Raw genomic sequence first — 17,752 nt, 5'->3', positions numbered from 1 at the left:
AACCTCCTCTCTTGTTTACTAGTTATTAGCGCTAAGCTCTCTCTCGCGTACAACAGTTTTCATCCGAGCAATTGATTTACGCACTTCACGTAAGTGTGCAGTGTTTTCTAATTGGCCAGTTGCTAACTGAAAACGCAAGTTGAAAAGCTCTTCTTTTAATGATTGTACTTTTTGTTCAATTTCGGCAGTGGTTAGTTCTCTAATTTCATTAGCCTTCATTGATTTCACCACCAATTTCTTCGCGTTTTACAAATTTCGTTTTGATTGGGAGTTTGTGAGCAGCTAAACGAAGAGCTTCTCTAGCGATTTCTTCTGAAACGCCCCCAACTTCAAATAATACTTTACCTGGTTTTACTACTGCTACCCATCCTTCAGGAGCACCTTTACCAGATCCCATTCGCACTTCTAATGGTTTCTTTGTATAAGGTTTATCTGGGAAAATCTTAATCCAAACCTTTCCACCACGTTTCATATAACGAGTCATTGCGATACGGGCAGCCTCGATTTGACGGCTTGTAATCCATGCAGGTTCAACAGCTTTAATTCCGAAATCTCCGAATGCTACTTCTGTTCCACCTTTTGCTTTACCACTTAAATGTGCACGATGTTGTCTACGATACTTAACACGTTTAGGCATTAACATAAGTTGTGCCCCCTTCCCTTAATTATCTTTTTTAGTTGGAAGGACCTCTCCACGATAAATCCACACTTTAACACCTAGCTTACCGAACGTTGTGTCAGCTTCTGCGTGTGCATAATCAATATCAGCACGTAGTGTGTGTAGTGGTACTGTTCCTTCACTATAACTTTCTGAACGAGCCATATCTGCACCATTTAGACGGCCAGATACTTGTGTACGGATACCTTTAGCTCCTGCTCTCATCGCACGTTGAATCACTTGTTTTTGTGCACGACGGAATGAGATGCGGTTTTCTAATTGACGAGCGATATTTTCAGCAACTAATTTTGCATCAATATCTGGTCTCTTGATCTCAACAATATTGATGTGTACTTTTTTACCAGTTAGGTTGTTTAGTGCAGTACGAAGTGCTTCTACTTCTGATCCACCTCTACCAATAACCATCCCTGGTTTAGCTGTTGAAATTGAAACGTTAACGCGGTTAGCCGCACGTTCAATCTCGATTTTAGAAACAGCAGCATCTTTTAATTTATCTTCAATATATTCACGAATCTTAATATCTTCATGCAATAAGTCTGCATAATCTTTGCCAGCATACCATCTTGATTCCCAATCACGGATAACGCCAACACGGAAACCTATTGGATTAACTTTTTGACCCACAGATTATCCCTCCTTCTTTTCTGATACAACCACTGTGATGTGGCTAGTTCTTTTATTAATTTGACTTGCACGACCTTGTGCACGTGGACGAAATCTTTTTAGTGTAACACCTTCATTTACATAAGCTTCTGACACATAAAGATTGTTAACGTCCATGTCATAATTGTGCTCCGCATTTGCGATCGCAGAGTTTAATACTTTTTCAACAACAGCGCTAGCGCCACGTTGTGTATGTTTTAAAATAGCAATTGCTTCTCCAACGTTTTTACCTCGAATTAAATCAACGACCAATCGAACTTTGCGAGGAGCAATTCTAACAGTTTTTGCAACAGCTTTAGCTTGCATTAAGAGCGCCTCCTCTCATATTAACGTTTAGTATTCTTATCATCGCCCGCGTGTCCTTTAAATAGACGTGTTGGTGCGAATTCTCCTAATTTATGTCCTACCATGTCTTCTGTAATATATACTGGCACATGCTTGCGTCCATCATAGACGGCTATCGTATGGCCAACAAAATTAGGGAAAATTGTAGAGCGACGTGACCATGTTCTAACGACTTGCTTTTTGTTCTCCTCGTTTAACATTTCCACTTTTTTCATTAAGTGATCGTCTACGAAAGGTCCCTTTTTTAAACTACGACCCATACATTAACCTCCTCCCGTGATTGCTTGACGGGTTCAAATACCCGCCTTACAATCGCATTATTTTTTACGTGAACGTACAATATATTTATTTGATGCTTTATTACGCTTACGCGTCTTCATGCCAAGTGTCGGTTTACCCCATGGCGTAACAGGTGATTTACGTCCGATCGGTGTACGACCTTCACCACCACCGTGCGGGTGATCAACTGGGTTCATAACAGAACCACGAACAGTTGGGCGGATACCTTTCCAACGTGAGCGACCTGCTTTACCTGAACGGATCAATTCATTTTCAATATTTCCAACTTGACCGATTGTCGCACGGCAAGTACCTAAAATTTGACGAACTTCGCCTGAAGCAAGACGTACAAGAACATATTTTTCTTCACGGCCTAAGATTTGCGCTTCAGCCCCAGCAGAACGTGCTAATTGTCCGCCTCTACCTGGTTTAAGTTCAATATTATGAATTGTAGTACCTACAGGGATATTTCTAAGTGGTAATGCATTACCTACTTTAATATCAGCATCTTCACCTGAGTAAATTTCTTGTCCAACTTGGATACCTTTTGGTGCTAAAATATAACGTTTCTCACCGTCAACATAGTTAATTAAAGCAATGTTAGCTGTACGGTTCGGATCATATTCTATAGTAGCAACGCGGCCTGGTATACCGTCTTTGTTACGTTTAAAATCGATCACACGGTATTGACGCTTGTGTCCACCGCCTTGATGACGAACTGTAATTCTACCTTGGTTGTTACGACCTGCTTGCTTTTTAATTGGTTCTAATAACGACTTCTCTGGTTTGTCAGTTGTAATTTCGCTAAAAGTTAAACCTGACATGTTACGTCGACCATTAGAAGTTGCTTTATACTTTTTAATCGCCATCTGTTTTCCCTCCTTTTATAACTTAATCAATGCTTTCAAAGAAATCAAGTTCTTTACTGTCTTCTGACAATTGCACAATAGCTTTCTTGCGATCAGATCTATAACCACTGTGACGACCCATTCGCTTAAGCTTACCTTTAATGTTAGCTGTATTAACTTTTACAACTTTCACACCAAAAATCTCTTCAACAGCTGCTTTGATTTCAGTCTTATTAGCGTTCTTGCTTACTTCGAAAGTATATTTCTTATCCGCCATAAGGTCAGCTGTATGCTCAGTAATAACAGGGCGCTTAATAATATCACGAGAGTTTTTCATTATGCAAGCACCTCCCCTATTGATTCGGCTGCATCTTTTGTGATAATCATTCTGTCATATGCAAGAATATCCAATGTGTTGATTTGGCTTGCGTGTAGAACTTTAACGTTTTGTAGGTTGCTTGCGCTTTTCGCTACAACTTCGTCTTTTTGATTTGTCACAATTAATGCTTTTTCATTTATATTAAGTGCTGCTAGTAACTTAATAATCTCTTTAGTTTTTGGAACTTCAATTGTTAACCCTTCTAATACTGTCAAGCTTTCTTCTTTCACTTTTGTAGAAAGTGCTGATCTAAGAGCTAAACGACGAACTTTTTTCGGTAATTTATATGCGTAAGAACGTGGAGTCGGTCCAAATACAACACCACCGCCTACCCATTGTGGTGAACGAATTGATCCTTGACGTGCACGACCTGTTCCTTTTTGACGCCATGGTTTACGACCACCGCCACTTACAGCTGAACGGTTTTTAACAGCATGAGTACCTTGACGTTTTGAAGCTTGTTGCATTACAACCGCATCATGTAAAACGTGAGTGTTTGGCTCAATGCCGAATACCGCATCATTTAATTCAATATCGCCTACTTGCGATCCACTTTGGTTATATAGTGCTAATTTAGGCATGACATATCCTCCCTTCAACTAATATTTAGTTAGCCTTTACTGCACTCGTAACTTTTACGAATGATTTTCTTGGTCCTGGAACGTTACCTTTAATAAGTAATAAGTTACGTTCAGCGTCAACTTTAACAATTTCTAAGTTTTGAATTGTTGTTGTCTCGCCACCCATACGACCTGGTAATTTCTTACCTTTCATTACACGCGCTGGTTCTGCTGATGCACCCATTGAACCTGGGCCTCTATGATAACGTGAACCGTGGCTCATTGGTCCACGAGCTTGGTTATGTCGTTTGATTGAACCTTGGAATCCTTTCCCTTTTGAGACTCCTGTTACATCAACTACATCTCCTGCACTGAAAACCTCTACGCTAAGTTCTTGACCTACTTCATAGTCGTCTAACTTAACGTTACGGAATTCACGAATGAAGCGCTTAGGATTAGTGTTCGCTTTTGCAGCATGTCCTTTAGCTGGTTTGTTTGCTCTAACTTCTTTCTTGTCAGCAAATCCTACTTGAATCGCTTCATAGCCGTCATTTTCCATCGTTTTCTTTTGTAAAACTACGTTTGGTTCAGCTTGAACTACTGTTACTGGAATAAGTTCACCTTGTTCAGTGAAAATTTGTGTCATGCCGACTTTACGACCTAAGATTCCTTTCGTCATCCGTTACACCTCCTGATAAATTCATATTATAGTTTAATTTCAATATCTACGCCTGACGGTAAATCTAAACGCATAAGCGCATCAACCGTTTTTGGTGTAGGGTTTAAAATATCGATTAGACGTTTGTGTGTACGCATTTCAAATTGCTCACGAGAGTCTTTGTACTTGTGTACCGCACGCAATACTGTGTAAATTGACTTTTCAGTCGGTAATGGAACCGGTCCTGATACCCCTGCTCCCGAACGCTTTGCAGTATTGACAATTTTCTCTGCTGATTGATCTAAAATTCTGTGATCATATGCTTTCAAACGAATTCTGATTTTTTCTTTTGCCATAATGTTCCCTCCTTTTCGCCCATTTAAAATAATAGACATTCTCCGCGAAAATTTTCTTAGCTCCCTCCCATGGCAAAGGGGCCGGGTGTGCCAACAACCTTTCGCTTCATCGCCTTTCTGACCAACATTAGACATTATACAGAAAAGAGCTACCGAATGCAAGGTTTATTAGAAAGTTTTTTATCATTTTCACTTAAAAATCTATTGAATTACTATTTTCGATAAAAACAGACCTTAATTCTTGTATTTGACTAATTTTAAGGCTATTCATTCAATGTACTTACAGTAAAAATAGAGCAACGACATTAATCGTTGCTCTATTGATAATTTAATTATTTTTGGATAGAAGATACAACGCCTGAACCTACTGTACGGCCACCTTCACGGATTGAGAAACGTGTTCCTTCTTCAATCGCAACTGGTGAAATAAGTTCAACTGTCATTTCTACGTTATCTCCAGGCATAACCATTTCTACGCCTTCTGGAAGTCTAACAATTCCTGTTACGTCCGTTGTACGGAAGTAGAATTGTGGACGGTAGTTATCGAAGAATGGAGTGTGACGTCCACCTTCTTCTTTTGATAATACGTAAACTTCAGCTTTGAAGTTTGTGTGTGGTGTAATTGTGCCTGGCTTTGCAAGAACTTGACCACGGTTGATTTCTTCACGTGCAACACCACGTAATAGTGCACCAATGTTATCACCAGCTTCAGCATAATCAAGAAGCTTACGGAACATTTCAACACCTGTTACAGTTGTTTTTGATGGAGCTTCAGCTAAACCAACGATTTCAACTTCGTCGCCAACTTTAACTTGTCCACGCTCAACACGTCCTGTAGCAACAGTACCACGACCAGTGATTGAGAATACGTCCTCAACTGGCATCATGAATGGTTTGTCAGTGTCACGTTCTGGTGTTGGGATATACTCGTCAACAGCAGCCATTAATTCAACAATCTTCTCTTCGTACTCTGGGTCTCCCTCAAGAGCTCTAAGAGCAGAACCTGTAATAACTGGAACGTCATCACCTGGGAAATCGTATTCTGATAATAGATCACGAACTTCCATTTCTACTAATTCTAATAATTCTTCGTCGTCAACCATGTCTGCTTTGTTTAAGAATACTACGAAAGCAGGAACACCTACGTTACGTGAAAGTAAGATGTGCTCACGAGTTTGTGGCATTGGACCGTCAGCTGCAGATACAACTAAGATCGCTCCGTCCATTTGAGCAGCACCAGTGATCATGTTTTTAACGTAGTCAGCGTGACCTGGGCAGTCTACGTGTGCGTAGTGACGAGTTTCAGTTTCATATTCAACGTGTGAAGTAGAAATTGTAATTCCACGCTCTTTTTCTTCTGGAGCACCGTCAATTTGGTCGTAACCCATTGCAGTACCGTCACCATTTCTTTTAGCCATTACAGTAGTAATAGCAGCAGTTAATGTTGTTTTACCGTGGTCAACGTGGCCTAATGTACCAACGTTAACGTGTTCTTTCGAACGGTCAAATTTTTCTTTAGCCATTATATAGTTCCTCCTTTAAATAAATAAAAGTTGTTTTTTTATTACATGTACTTAAACTTAGCTTCATTATACTGACTTATCACTAAGCTTTCAATACAAGTTATACTCTAAATTTAGTTGAAAATCAATTACTGACCAGCGTTTTTCGAAATAATTTCTTCTGCAATACTCTTAGGCACTTCTTCGTAGTGATCGAAGAACATTGTATATGTTCCACGTCCTTGAGTATTTGAACGTAACGCTGTTGCATATCCAAACATTTCCGCAAGTGGTACAAAGGCGCTAACAACTTGTGCGTTTCCACGTGCTTCCATACCGTCAACGCGTCCACGACGAGATGTAATATCACCCATGATGTCACCCATGTATTCTTCAGGAATTACAACTTCTACTTTCATCATTGGCTCAAGTAGAACTGGGTTACACTTGCTCTTAGCATTTCTCAATGCGTATGATGCAGCAACTCTAAACGCTGTCTCGTTAGAGTCAACATCGTGGTAGCTACCATCAAATAGTGTTGCTTTAACGTCGATAAGTGGGTATCCAGCAAGAACACCGTTTTCCATCGATTCTTTAATTCCTGCTTCAACAGAAGGAATGTATTCACGAGGAACAACCCCACCGACAATATTATTAACAAATTCGAATCCTTTTCCTTCTTCGTTTGGTTCGAATTTGATCCAAACGTGACCGTATTGTCCACGACCACCTGATTGACGAACGAATTTACCTTCAACTTCTGCAGATGCACGGAATGTTTCACGGTATGAAACTTGTGGTGCACCAACATTAGCATCAACTTTAAATTCACGTCTCAAACGATCAACAATAACGTCAAGGTGAAGTTCACCCATACCAGAAATGATCGTTTGACCAGTTTCTGCGTTTGTTTCAGTTTTGAAAGTTGGGTCTTCTTCAGCAAGTTTACCTAAAGCGATAGACATCTTGTCTTGGTCAGCTTTAGATTTAGGCTCGATAGCAACAGAGATAACTGGCTCTGGGAATTCCATTGATTCAAGAATAACTAAATGCTTCTCATCACATAATGTGTCCCCAGTAGATGTATCTTTTAATCCAACTGCACTTGCAATATCTCCTGAGTATACTTCACTAATTTCTTCTCGTGAGTTTGCGTGCATTTGTAGGATACGTCCAATTCTTTCTCTCTTACCTTTTGTTGAGTTTTGAACATATGATCCTGATTTAAGTGTTCCAGAATATACACGGAAGAATGTTAATTTACCAACGAATGGGTCAGTCATGACTTTAAAAGCTAATGCTGAGAATGGCTGGTCATCACCCGTTTCTCTTGTTACTTCTTCCTCTGTTCCAGGTACGATACCTTGGATTGCTGGTACGTCAGTTGGAGCTGGTAAATAGTCAACAACTCCGTCAATTAATAACTGTACACCTTTGTTTTTAAATGCTGAACCACAGAATGCTGGGTAGAACTCTACACTTAAAGTAGCTGTACGTACTGCTTGACGAAGTTCTTCGTTTGAAACCTCTTCGCCTTCTAGATAACGCATCATTAGATCTTCATCTAATTCTGCAACAGCTTCAATAAGATTTGTGCGTAGTTCTTCTGCTTTATCTGCTAATTCTGCAGGGATTTCTCTAGCATCAGTAACTGTACCTAAGTCATCTTCATAGTAATATGCTTTCATTTCAATCAGGTCGATAATTCCTTCGAACTGATCTTCAGCACCAATTGGATATTGTACAGGGTGAACATTTGCGCCTAAGCGTTCATGTAATGTGCTAACCGCATACTCAAAGTCAGCACCTGTCTTATCCATTTTGTTAATGAATACGATTCTTGGTACACCGTAAGTTGTTGCTTGACGCCATACAGTTTCAGTTTGTGGCTCAACACCTGATTGAGCATCTAATACTGTAACCGCACCATCTAATACACGTAATGATCGCTCAACTTCAACAGTGAAGTCCACGTGTCCTGGTGTATCAATGATGTTGATTCTATGACCTTTCCATTGAGCAGTTGTTGCAGCAGATGTAATTGTAATTCCACGCTCTTGCTCTTGTTCCATCCAGTCCATTGTTGATGCACCTTCGTGTGTTTCACCAACTTTATGGATTTTACCAGTGTAAAACAAGATACGCTCAGTTGTGGTCGTTTTACCAGCATCGATGTGAGCCATGATACCGATATTACGCGTTTTCTCCAAGGAGAACTCTCTAGCCATAATTCTTTCTCCTTCCTTCTAATTAGTCAATTTGTTAGTGTGTTTTAGCAAGCTTCTATACTAAATTCATTGCAATGAATGAATCTAATCTTACCAACGGTAGTGAGCAAATGCTTTGTTTGCTTCCGCCATTTTGTGTAAATCTTCACGTTTCTTAACTGCTGCACCTGTGTTTTTAGATGCGTCTAAAATTTCATTAGCAAGACGTTCTTCCATTGTCTTTTCTCCGCGTAAGCGAGAGTAGTTAACAATGTAACGAAGTCCTAATGCTTGACGACGATCTGGGCGTACTTCAACAGGTACTTGATAGTTTGAACCACCCACACGACGAGCGCGCACCTCTAATACAGGCATAACATTTTTCATTGCTTGTTCGAATACTTCGATAGCTGGTTGACCGCTACGTTCTTCTACTAATTCAAACGCGCGATATAGAATTTTTTGAGCTTTTCCTCGTTTACCATCAACCATAATTTGGTTAATAAGGCGAGTTACAAGCTTTGAGTTGTATAACGGATCTGGTAAGACATCACGTTTAGCTACTGGACCTTTACGTGGCATAGTCTAACCTCCTTTCCTTAATTTCAATCAAGATTTTTTAGTTTTTAGGGCGTTTAGCACCATATTTAGAACGACCTTGCATACGACCTTCAACTCCTGCAGTGTCTAATGCACCACGAACGATGTGGTAGCGTACACCCGGTAAGTCTTTAACACGACCGCCACGGATAAGTACAACACTGTGTTCTTGTAGGTTGTGGCCAATTCCAGGGATATATGCAGTAACTTCAATTCCGTTTGTTAAACGAACACGAGCATATTTACGTAACGCAGAGTTAGGTTTCTTAGGTGTCAATGTTCCAACACGAGTACATACACCTCGTTTTTGAGGAGAAGCTGTGTTAGTTAAAGATTTCTTAAAGCTGTTATAGCCTTTTCCTAACGCTGGTGAGTCAGAACCTTTTGTTTTACTAACGCGTCCTTTACGAACAAGTTGGTTAATTGTTGGCATTTGTTTTCCTCCTTCCATCTTCTTTTTCTAATACCACACATCCAGGTGGTTCATTTTAAAAGCAAAAAACAAAGTTTTCATAAACGAATTAATCATTTATCAAAACTTTACTGCCTTATTGCTACTACCGCTGTTCCTACTTCTATTCCACACGCTTTACCAAGTCGTTTCTTAGAGTCAACCATCTCATACGGTATGTTTAACTCTTCTGCAAGGTTAACTAATCTAACCTTTATATGTGAGTCGATATCTGCAGCTAAAACAATTTCTCTAGCTTTACCAGATTTCATTGCTTTTTCTGCTTGTTTCAATCCAATAATCAAACGATCTTTAGCCTGTGTTACTTTATCATAAGACATTTTCATATCCTCCAAAGTACTATAGTAACAGAAGCACCTTGAATATAGTACCACCCTATTTATGAGATGTCAACTCAAAAAAATTGATGTTTTACATTTTTTAAACAGGGTGGCACAACATATTCAGCGGTAATTTTACATTAGTAAAGTGAGCTTAAATTGTAGATTCATTCTCAACATTTTCTTCTGTTGTTTCTTCTACAACATTTTCAACAGGTTGGGCTGTTTTCATACCAACTTTTCTGTATCGAGCCATTCCCGTACCTGCTGGGACTAGTTTACCTAGAATAACGTTCTCTTTAAGACCCAATAGTTCATCTCGCTTACCTTTAATTGCTGCATCAGTTAGAACTCTTGTTGTTTCTTGGAAAGAAGCAGCCGATAAGAATGAATCAGTTTCTAGAGACGCTTTAGTGATACCTAGCAAGACTGGGCGACCTACAGCTGGTTCTTGACCTTCATTTAGAGCTTTCTCGTTGACTTCTCTAAATTGGTGAATTTCTAACATTGAACCTGGTAATAATTCAGTGTCACCCGGATCGTCGATGGTTACTTTTCTGAGCATTTGTCTAACCATAACCTCGATATGCTTGTCACCGATCTCAACACCTTGCATACGGTAAACTTTTTGAACTTCTTTTAGAAGATAAGTTTGAACACCGTCTGTTCCTTGGAATTTTAATAATTCCTTCGGATCAATTGATCCTTCCGTCAACGGTTCTCCAGCGATAACTTTATCGCCAATTGAAACACTTACTCTTAACCCATAAGGGACAGGGTAAGTTCTTGTTTCAATGTCACCTTCTACAATAATCTCTTGTTTTTCTTTCGCATCGCTAACATCTTTAACTACACCATTGATTTCACTGATAACAGCTTGCCCTTTCGGATTACGCGCTTCAAATATTTCCTGAATACGCGGTAAACCTTGAGTAATATCGCTACCTGCTACCCCGCCCGTGTGGAATGTACGCATCGTAAGCTGTGTACCCGGCTCACCAATTGACTGAGCAGCGATAATACCAACCGCTTCTCCGACTTCAACTTGTTCACCAGTCGCTAGATTCCGACCGTAACATTTCTTACATGCACCATGTTTTGTATTACATGTAAATACTGTTCGAATTGTCACTTCTTCAATTCCAGCATCAATGATTTCTTTAGCGATATCTTCATTAATGAATTCGTTCTTTTCAACAATAGTTGTGTTTGTTTTTGGATGACGTACTGTCTGGAACGCTGTACGACCAACTAGTCGATCATACAACGGTTCGATCATTTCCGAACCTTCTGTAATCGCGCTAACAGTTAAGCCGCGATCTGTCTTACAATCATCTTCTCGAATAATTACATCTTGCGCTACGTCAACAAGTCGACGTGTCAGGTAACCTGAGTCAGCTGTCTTAAGTGCCGTATCCGCAAGACCTTTTCTCGCTCCGTGAGTTGAGATAAAGTATTCGAGTACCGTAAGTCCCTCTCGGAAACTTGACTTGATCGGAAGTTCGATAATACGTCCTGCCGGGTTAGCCATCAATCCTCGCATACCTGCTAACTGCGTGAAGTTTGAAGCATTACCACGCGCTCCTGAATCACTCATCATGTAAATCGGGTTTTGATGATGAAGAGTTTTCATTAAGCGCTCTTGGATCTCATCTTTAGCACGAGACCAAATGGAGATGACCCGCTCATAACGTTCTTCTTCCGTAATTAAGCCTCGACGGAATTGTTTTGTGATCTTATCTACTTTATCTTGAGCCTCATCTAAAATAACTTCTTTATCTGGTAAGACAACAATATCGTCTACACCTACAGTAATTCCAGCTTTTGTTGAATACTTAAAGCCTAAATCTTTCATTCGGTCAAGCATCTTAGATGTTTCACTAATCTTAAATTTCTTGAAGACCTCTGCGATAATATCACCTAAAATACCTTTCTTAAATGGTGAAATCAGTTCGCGTTTGTCCAATTCTTCCTTAATGTTCGTACCTTGTGGAACAAAGTACTGGCTTGGAGTTTCAACTTCCAAGTTTCTTTGTGTTGGCTCATTCATGTATGGGAATGATGGTGGTAAAATGTCATTAAAGATTAATTTACCAACTGTTGTTAATAGAAGCTGTTTATTTTGCTCCTCTGTGAATTGAGCCTTCTTCAATGAAGATGCTTGAACAGCAATGCGCGTGTGTAAATGCACATAACCATTTTGATAAGCAATGATAGCTTCATTAAAGTCTTTGAATATCTTACCTTCACCAATCGCACCTCTACGCTCCATCGTTAAGTAATAGTTTCCTAAAACCATATCTTGTGATGGTGTTACGACCGGTTTACCGTCTTTAGGGTTCAAAATGTTTTGAGCGGCAAGCATTAAAATTCTTGCTTCTGCTTGTGCTTCTGCCGAAAGTGGAACGTGAACAGCCATTTGGTCGCCGTCAAAGTCAGCGTTATACGCCGTACATACTAATGGATGTAAACGAATCGCACGTCCTTCTACCAATGTTGGTTCGAAAGCTTGAATACCCAAGCGGTGTAAAGTAGGAGCACGGTTTAATAGAACTGGGTGCTCTTTAATAACATCTTCAAGAACTTCCCAGACCTCTGCGTGAAGTCTTTCAATTTTACGCTTAGCCGATTTGATATTATGAGCCAAGCCGCGCTCAACAAGTTCTTTCATAATAAATGGTTTGAATAATTCAACCGCCATTTCCTTAGGCAATCCACATTGATACATCTTTAAGTTCGGTCCTACAACAATTACGGAACGACCTGAGTAGTCAACACGTTTACCTAGTAAGTTTTGACGGAAGCGACCTTGCTTACCTTTCAACATATGTGACAGTGACTTAAGTGGACGGTTACCAGGTCCTGTAACTGGACGGCCTCGTCTACCATTATCAATCAAAGCATCAACTGCTTCTTGTAACATACGTTTCTCGTTTTGAACGATAATATTAGGCGCACCTAAATCCAATAGTCGCTTTAATCGGTTATTACGGTTAATTACACGACGATAGAGATCGTTCAAGTCAGACGTTGCAAAACGACCACCGTCAAGCTGAACCATTGGTCGTAGTTCAGGTGGAATAATCGGTAATACATCTAATATAATCCATGATGGGTCGTTTCCTGAATTTCTAAACGCCTCAATAACTTCTAATCTTCTGATCGCACGTGTACGACGCTGGCCTTGAACCTTCTTAAGCTCATCGCGTAATAATTGTGATTCTTTTTCAAGATCGATATCTTGTAGAATCTTCTTAATCGCTTCAGCGCCCATTTCTGCATTAAAGGTTTGACCGTATTTTTCACGATAAGCACGATATTCGCGTTCAGATAAAAGTTGTTTCTTCTCAAGTGGTGTATCACCCGGATCTGTAACAATATAAGCCGCAAAATAGATAACTTCCTCTAACGCTCGAGGAGACATATCTAAAAGCAAGCCCATTCGGCTCGGGATACCTTTGAAGTACCAAATATGCGATACTGGAGCTGCCAACTCAATGTGGCCCATGCGCTCACGGCGTACCTTAGCTTTTGTAATTTCAACACCACATCGATCACAAACGACACCTTTATAGCGAATTCGTTTGTATTTACCACAATAACATTCCCAGTCTTTTTGAGGTCCAAAAATTCTCTCGCAGAATAGACCGTCTTTTTCTGGTTTCAACGTTCGATAGTTAATTGTTTCTGGTTTTTTTACTTCCCCATGTGACCATGACCGAATTTTGTCTGGCGATGCCAAACCAATTTTCATAAATTCGAAATTATTAACATCTAGCAAGGGGTCAACCTCCCTTTAGTATGTGTTAGATCGTGTAAGGTGGGAGACTATAATTGGCTCCCACTTTACAATCATCTTCAAACAAATAAATTGAAGCTATTAGTTTTCTTGTACTTCTAAATTAAATTGCTCTGTTGGTAATCTATCTTCATCAAGATCTTTAATCTCGATTTCTTCTTCATCAGCTGAAAGCATCTTAACATCCATACCTAAACTCTGTAATTCTTTAATCAATACTTTGAATGATTCAGGGATTCCAGCTTCAGGTACGTTCTCACCTTTAACAATGGCTTCGTAAGTCTTAACACGTCCAACAACGTCATCAGATTTAACTGTTAGGATTTCTTGTAATGTGTAAGCAGCACCGTAAGCTTCAAGTGCCCACACTTCCATTTCCCCAAAACGCTGTCCACCAAACTGTGCTTTACCACCTAACGGTTGTTGTGTAACAAGCGAGTATGGTCCTGTTGAACGAGCGTGTAACTTATCGTCAACCATGTGCGCTAGTTTCAGCATATACATGATTCCTACTGAAACGCGGTTATCAAAGGCTTCTCCTGTTCGACCATCATAAAGAATTGTCTTAGCATCTCGTGCCATTCCAGCTTCTTCGATTGTCTCCCAAACATCTTCCTCACTTGCACCATCGAATACTGGTGATGCGACATGAATACCAAGTTTTTGCGCTGCCATTCCTAAGTGGAGCTCTAGCACTTGCCCAATATTCATACGTGACGGAACACCTAGCGGGTTTAACATAATATCAATTGGAGTACCGTCTGGTAAGAATGGCATATCCTCTTCAGGTAATACCTTAGAGATAACCCCCTTATTACCGTGACGACCAGCCATCTTATCACCTTCGTGAATCTTACGCTTCTGTACGATATATACACGGACAAGTTGGTTAACTCCTGGTGGCAACTCATCGCCATCCTCACGGTTAAAGATCTTAACATCTAATACAATTCCGCCTGCACCGTGTGGTACACGTAATGACGTATCACGAACTTCTCGAGCTTTTTCACCAAAGATCGCATGTAACAGACGCTCTTCGGCAGATAGCTCAGTGACTCCCTTAGGTGTAACTTTACCTACGAGTAAATCACCATCTTCAACCTCAGCACCTATTCGAACAATTCCGCGTTCGTCAAGATTTCTTAAAGCATCTTCACCAACGTTTGGAATGTCTCGTGTAATTTCTTCAGGGCCAAGTTTTGTATCTCGAGCATCCGATTCATATTCTTCAATATGGATCGATGTATAAACGTCATCTTTCACTAGACGTTCACTCATAATGATCGCGTCTTCGTAGTTGTAACCTTCCCACGTCATGAAAGCTACTAATACGTTCTGTCCTAGGGCAAGTTCACCCAATTCCATAGATGGACCATCTGCTAAAATATCACCCTTAGATACGCGATCGCCTACTTTAACAATTGGCACTTGATTGTAGCACGTACCTTGGTTTGAGCGAACAAATTTCTGTAATTTATAATGATCTAAGTCGCCTTGAATCTCTTTACCATCGACCTCAGCAACTCGTCTAACTTGAATTGCTCTTGCTTCAACGTGCTCTACAATTCCGTCATGTCTACTAATGACTGCCGCTCCAGAATCTTTACCTGAAACGTACTCCATACCTGTTCCAACGATAGGTGCATGCGGCTTAATTAAAGGTACTGCCTGACGCTGCATGTTTGCACCCATTAGAGCACGGTTAGAGTCATCGTTTTCCAAGAATGGAATACACGCTGTCGCAGTTGAAACAACTTGCTTAGGTGAAACATCCATGTAGTCTATTCGATCTCGACTTACCATGATGTTTTCCCCACGGAAACGAGCAATAACCTCTTCATCTGCAAATGTGCCATCTTCATTCAGACGAGCATTTGCCTGTGCAACTACATAATTATCTTCTTCATCCGCAGTTAAATAATCATAATGATCCGTCACTTTACCTGTTTCATGATCAACTCGACGATACGGCGTTTCAATAAAACCGAATTTATTAACCTTAGCGTAAGAAGATAATGAGTTAATCAAACCGATGTTTGGACCTTCCGGAGTTTCAATCGGACACATTCGACCATAGTGTGAGTAGTGAACGTCTCGAACTTCAAATCCAGCACGTTCTCTCGTTAAACCACCTGGTCCAAGAGCTGACAAACGTCGCTTATGAGTTAACTCTGCCAATGGGTTCGTTTGATCCATAAACTGAGATAACTGAGAGCTACCAAAGAACTCTTTAATTGATGCAATAACCGGTCTAATGTTAATAAGTTGTTGTGGCGTAATCGTTGATGTATCTTGAATTGACATCCGTTCACGAACAACTCTCTCCATACGAGATAATCCAATTCTAAATTGGTTTTGTAACAATTCACCAACTGAACGTAGACGACGGTTTCCAAGATGATCAATATCATCTGTGTAACCCACTTGATATAAAATGTTAAAGAAATAACTTACAGATGCAATAATGTCAGCTGGTGTAATATTTTTAACCGTCTCATCAATAACACCATTGTCAATAACATTTAATACACGTTCTCCTTCTGGATCAGTCGGATCAATAATCTTAATCGACTGGATACCAATCGGATCATCTAATACACCTTCGCTCGGTTCAATGACTTGTTCACCAAGTCGATTATCTTCTCTATCGATATATGGAAGTAATTTATTTAACGTACGACGATCTAATTTTGTACCTTTCTCCGCTAAAACTTCACCCGTTTCATGATCAACTAGCGTTTCAGCTAAAACTTGATTGAACAAGCGATTTTTCATGTGGAGTTTCTTATTTATCTTATAGCGCCCTACATGCGCTAAATCATATCGTTTAGGATCGAAAAAGCGAGAAATCATTAGACTTTTAGCGTTTTCCAAGGTTGGTGGTTCACCTGGTCTTAAACGCTCATAGATTTCTAACAATGCTTTTTCACTTGATTCAGTATTGTCTTTTTCTAATGTATTTCTTAAATATTCATTATCGCCAATTAAATCGATAATTTCTTGATCTGAACTAAAGCCCAACGCTCGTAAAAGTACCGTAATTGGTAACTTTCTAGTTCGATCAATTCGAACATGGACGACATCCTTAGCATCTGTTTCAAACTCCAACCACGCTCCGCGGTTAGGAATGACAGTTGCTGTATAGCCCATCTTTCCATTCTTATCTAACTTCTCATTAAAGTATACGCTTGGCGAGCGCACCAACTGAGAAACGATAACACGTTCAGCACCATTAATAATAAATGTACCCGTGTCTGTCATGAGTGGGAAATCACCCATAAATACTTCTTGCTCTTTAACTTCGCCCGTTTCATTATTTAACAAGCGAACTTTCACGCGTAACGGTGCATTATAAGTCACGTCACGTTCTTTCGATTCGTCAACATCATATTTCGGCTCTTCCAATTTATAATCGACGAATTCCAACGACAGGTTCCCTTGGAAGTCCTCAATCGGAGAAATATCTTGAAACATTTCTCGCATTCCTTCTTCCAAGAACCACTCGTATGATGCGGTTTGAATCTCAATTAAATTTGGTAATTCTAAAACTTCATTAATCCGTGCGTAGCTTCTGCGCGTGCGGTGTCGTCCATATTGAACTAGTTGACCTGTCAACTGCTTCACCCCTCAAATCAAGATTAGAAAAACTCAACTTCATATTTAATGAGAGTCCCAGTTTTTCTTCTAATTTCGATGTAAATTTGCTTTACATCCTTTGCATAAGGTAAGTAGAAATAATAGTTGGTTCTACAATAGAGCCACTATACTGCGTTATACCTTGCAACCAATATTTAAGCTCGACTATTGACTTATTAATTGGAAAAGGTATAATTTAAACATATTCTTTGTTCGGTACCAATCGAACAAAAAAACTTACATAAACATCGTAAGCTTCTGATTATTTTCTGCTTCTTGCAAGCAGATGAGCTTGATAAATCGTCATTTAGCGAATCTTATCACTCTCCATTTGGGCTATTTAAAGATGAACTGTTATATTGTTTAGACATCTCTTAACAAACAACTTTTTATTAAGAATGATCAATAACAAGTCCGCCTTAAATAATTGCATGAACATAAAAGATGAT

Annotated in this window: 17 protein-coding genes; all 17 read right to left on the bottom strand. The window is 39.8% G+C overall.

All coding sequences use genetic code 11. The features are described 5' to 3' along the window. Nucleotides 1–18 precede the first annotated feature (18 nt). Entirely contained in the window at nt 19–219 is a 201-nt protein-coding gene (gene rpmC, locus AXY_RS00730) for a 50S ribosomal protein L29 (protein WP_015008870.1), read from the bottom strand. After that, on the bottom strand, nt 209–643 hold the full coding sequence (gene rplP / locus AXY_RS00725; protein WP_015008869.1) for a 50S ribosomal protein L16: 435 nt from the start codon (nt 641–643) through the stop codon (nt 209–211). Before rplP ends, rpmC begins: the two co-directional genes overlap by 11 nt. 18 nt (nt 644–661) lie before the next feature. Continuing rightward, nucleotides 662–1,303, bottom strand: a complete 642-nt coding sequence (rpsC, locus tag AXY_RS00720) for a 30S ribosomal protein S3 (RefSeq protein WP_015008868.1) — start codon at nt 1,301–1,303, stop codon at nt 662–664. A gap of 3 nt (nt 1,304–1,306) precedes the next feature. Continuing rightward, the gene (gene rplV / locus AXY_RS00715) at nt 1,307–1,648 is read right to left on the bottom strand and encodes a 50S ribosomal protein L22 (protein ID WP_015008867.1); all 342 of its coding nucleotides are present in this window, start codon (nt 1,646–1,648) and stop codon (nt 1,307–1,309) included. Between the two features lie 20 nt (nt 1,649–1,668). Continuing rightward, the gene (gene rpsS / locus AXY_RS00710) at nt 1,669–1,947 is read right to left on the bottom strand and encodes a 30S ribosomal protein S19 (protein ID WP_015008866.1); all 279 of its coding nucleotides are present in this window, start codon (nt 1,945–1,947) and stop codon (nt 1,669–1,671) included. Between the two features lie 57 nt (nt 1,948–2,004). Beyond that, nucleotides 2,005–2,835, bottom strand: a complete 831-nt coding sequence (gene rplB, locus AXY_RS00705) for a 50S ribosomal protein L2 (RefSeq protein ID WP_015008865.1) — start codon at nt 2,833–2,835, stop codon at nt 2,005–2,007. A 22-nt stretch (nt 2,836–2,857) separates the two neighbouring features. Beyond that, complete coding sequence (gene rplW / locus AXY_RS00700) at nt 2,858–3,151, bottom strand: 50S ribosomal protein L23 (RefSeq protein ID WP_015008864.1); 294 nt, start codon at nt 3,149–3,151, stop codon at nt 2,858–2,860. Continuing rightward, entirely contained in the window at nt 3,151–3,774 is a 624-nt protein-coding gene (gene rplD / locus AXY_RS00695) for a 50S ribosomal protein L4 (protein WP_015008863.1), read from the bottom strand. The genes rplW and rplD overlap by 1 nt, the downstream gene beginning before the upstream one ends. Before the next feature lie 25 nt (nt 3,775–3,799). After that, complete coding sequence (gene rplC / locus AXY_RS00690; protein WP_015008862.1) at nt 3,800–4,432, bottom strand: 50S ribosomal protein L3; 633 nt, start codon at nt 4,430–4,432, stop codon at nt 3,800–3,802. 26 nt (nt 4,433–4,458) lie between these two features. Continuing rightward, nucleotides 4,459–4,767, bottom strand: coding sequence for a 30S ribosomal protein S10 (gene rpsJ, locus AXY_RS00685; RefSeq protein WP_015008861.1), 309 nt, complete (start codon nt 4,765–4,767; stop codon nt 4,459–4,461). Between the two features lie 332 nt (nt 4,768–5,099). Next, complete coding sequence (gene tuf / locus AXY_RS00680) at nt 5,100–6,290, bottom strand: elongation factor Tu (protein WP_015008860.1); 1,191 nt, start codon at nt 6,288–6,290, stop codon at nt 5,100–5,102. A 128-nt stretch (nt 6,291–6,418) separates the two neighbouring features. Beyond that, complete coding sequence (gene fusA, locus AXY_RS00675) at nt 6,419–8,497, bottom strand: elongation factor G (protein ID WP_015008859.1); 2,079 nt, start codon at nt 8,495–8,497, stop codon at nt 6,419–6,421. 90 nt (nt 8,498–8,587) lie between these two features. Further along, entirely contained in the window at nt 8,588–9,058 is a 471-nt protein-coding gene (gene rpsG / locus AXY_RS00670; protein WP_015008858.1) for a 30S ribosomal protein S7, read from the bottom strand. A gap of 37 nt (nt 9,059–9,095) precedes the next feature. Then, nucleotides 9,096–9,509 (bottom strand): 30S ribosomal protein S12, encoded by a 414-nt coding sequence (rpsL, locus tag AXY_RS00665; protein ID WP_015008857.1) that lies wholly within the window; start codon nt 9,507–9,509, stop codon nt 9,096–9,098. 107 nt (nt 9,510–9,616) lie between these two features. Then, the gene (locus AXY_RS00660; RefSeq protein WP_041450061.1) at nt 9,617–9,868 is read right to left on the bottom strand and encodes a ribosomal L7Ae/L30e/S12e/Gadd45 family protein; all 252 of its coding nucleotides are present in this window, start codon (nt 9,866–9,868) and stop codon (nt 9,617–9,619) included. Nucleotides 9,869–10,022: 154 nt separating this feature from the next. Beyond that, on the bottom strand, nt 10,023–13,649 hold the full coding sequence (gene rpoC, locus AXY_RS00655) for a DNA-directed RNA polymerase subunit beta' (RefSeq protein ID WP_015008855.1): 3,627 nt from the start codon (nt 13,647–13,649) through the stop codon (nt 10,023–10,025). Between the two features lie 99 nt (nt 13,650–13,748). Beyond that, entirely contained in the window at nt 13,749–17,282 is a 3,534-nt protein-coding gene (rpoB, locus tag AXY_RS00650) for a DNA-directed RNA polymerase subunit beta (RefSeq protein ID WP_015008854.1), read from the bottom strand. Nucleotides 17,283–17,752: the final 470 nt, after the last annotated feature.

It is taken from the genome of Amphibacillus xylanus NBRC 15112 (assembly GCF_000307165.1).
In the GTDB taxonomy this organism is placed as follows: domain Bacteria; phylum Bacillota; class Bacilli; order Bacillales; family Amphibacillaceae; genus Amphibacillus; species Amphibacillus xylanus.
Note: the sequence above shows the minus strand (reverse complement) of the source record. Positions and strands in the feature narration are given on the sequence as shown.

Coding starts and splice junctions, on each gene's coding strand:
- rplC (WP_015008862.1), bottom strand. CDS start 4,432: ATGACGAAAGGAATCTTAGGTCGTAAAGTCGGCATGACACAAATTTTC.
- rpsL (WP_015008857.1), bottom strand. CDS start 9,509: ATGCCAACAATTAACCAACTTGTTCGTAAAGGACGCGTTAGTAAAACA.
- fusA (WP_015008859.1), bottom strand. CDS start 8,497: ATGGCTAGAGAGTTCTCCTTGGAGAAAACGCGTAATATCGGTATCATG.
- rpsJ (WP_015008861.1), bottom strand. CDS start 4,767: ATGGCAAAAGAAAAAATCAGAATTCGTTTGAAAGCATATGATCACAGA.
- rplV (WP_015008867.1), bottom strand. CDS start 1,648: ATGCAAGCTAAAGCTGTTGCAAAAACTGTTAGAATTGCTCCTCGCAAA.
- rpsS (WP_015008866.1), bottom strand. CDS start 1,947: ATGGGTCGTAGTTTAAAAAAGGGACCTTTCGTAGACGATCACTTAATG.
- rplD (WP_015008863.1), bottom strand. CDS start 3,774: ATGCCTAAATTAGCACTATATAACCAAAGTGGATCGCAAGTAGGCGAT.
- tuf (WP_015008860.1), bottom strand. CDS start 6,290: ATGGCTAAAGAAAAATTTGACCGTTCGAAAGAACACGTTAACGTTGGT.
- rplP (WP_015008869.1), bottom strand. CDS start 643: ATGTTAATGCCTAAACGTGTTAAGTATCGTAGACAACATCGTGCACAT.
- rpsG (WP_015008858.1), bottom strand. CDS start 9,058: ATGCCACGTAAAGGTCCAGTAGCTAAACGTGATGTCTTACCAGATCCG.
- rpmC (WP_015008870.1), bottom strand. CDS start 219: ATGAAGGCTAATGAAATTAGAGAACTAACCACTGCCGAAATTGAACAA.
- rplB (WP_015008865.1), bottom strand. CDS start 2,835: ATGGCGATTAAAAAGTATAAAGCAACTTCTAATGGTCGACGTAACATG.
- AXY_RS00660 (WP_041450061.1), bottom strand. CDS start 9,868: ATGTCTTATGATAAAGTAACACAGGCTAAAGATCGTTTGATTATTGGA.
- rplW (WP_015008864.1), bottom strand. CDS start 3,151: ATGAAAAACTCTCGTGATATTATTAAGCGCCCTGTTATTACTGAGCAT.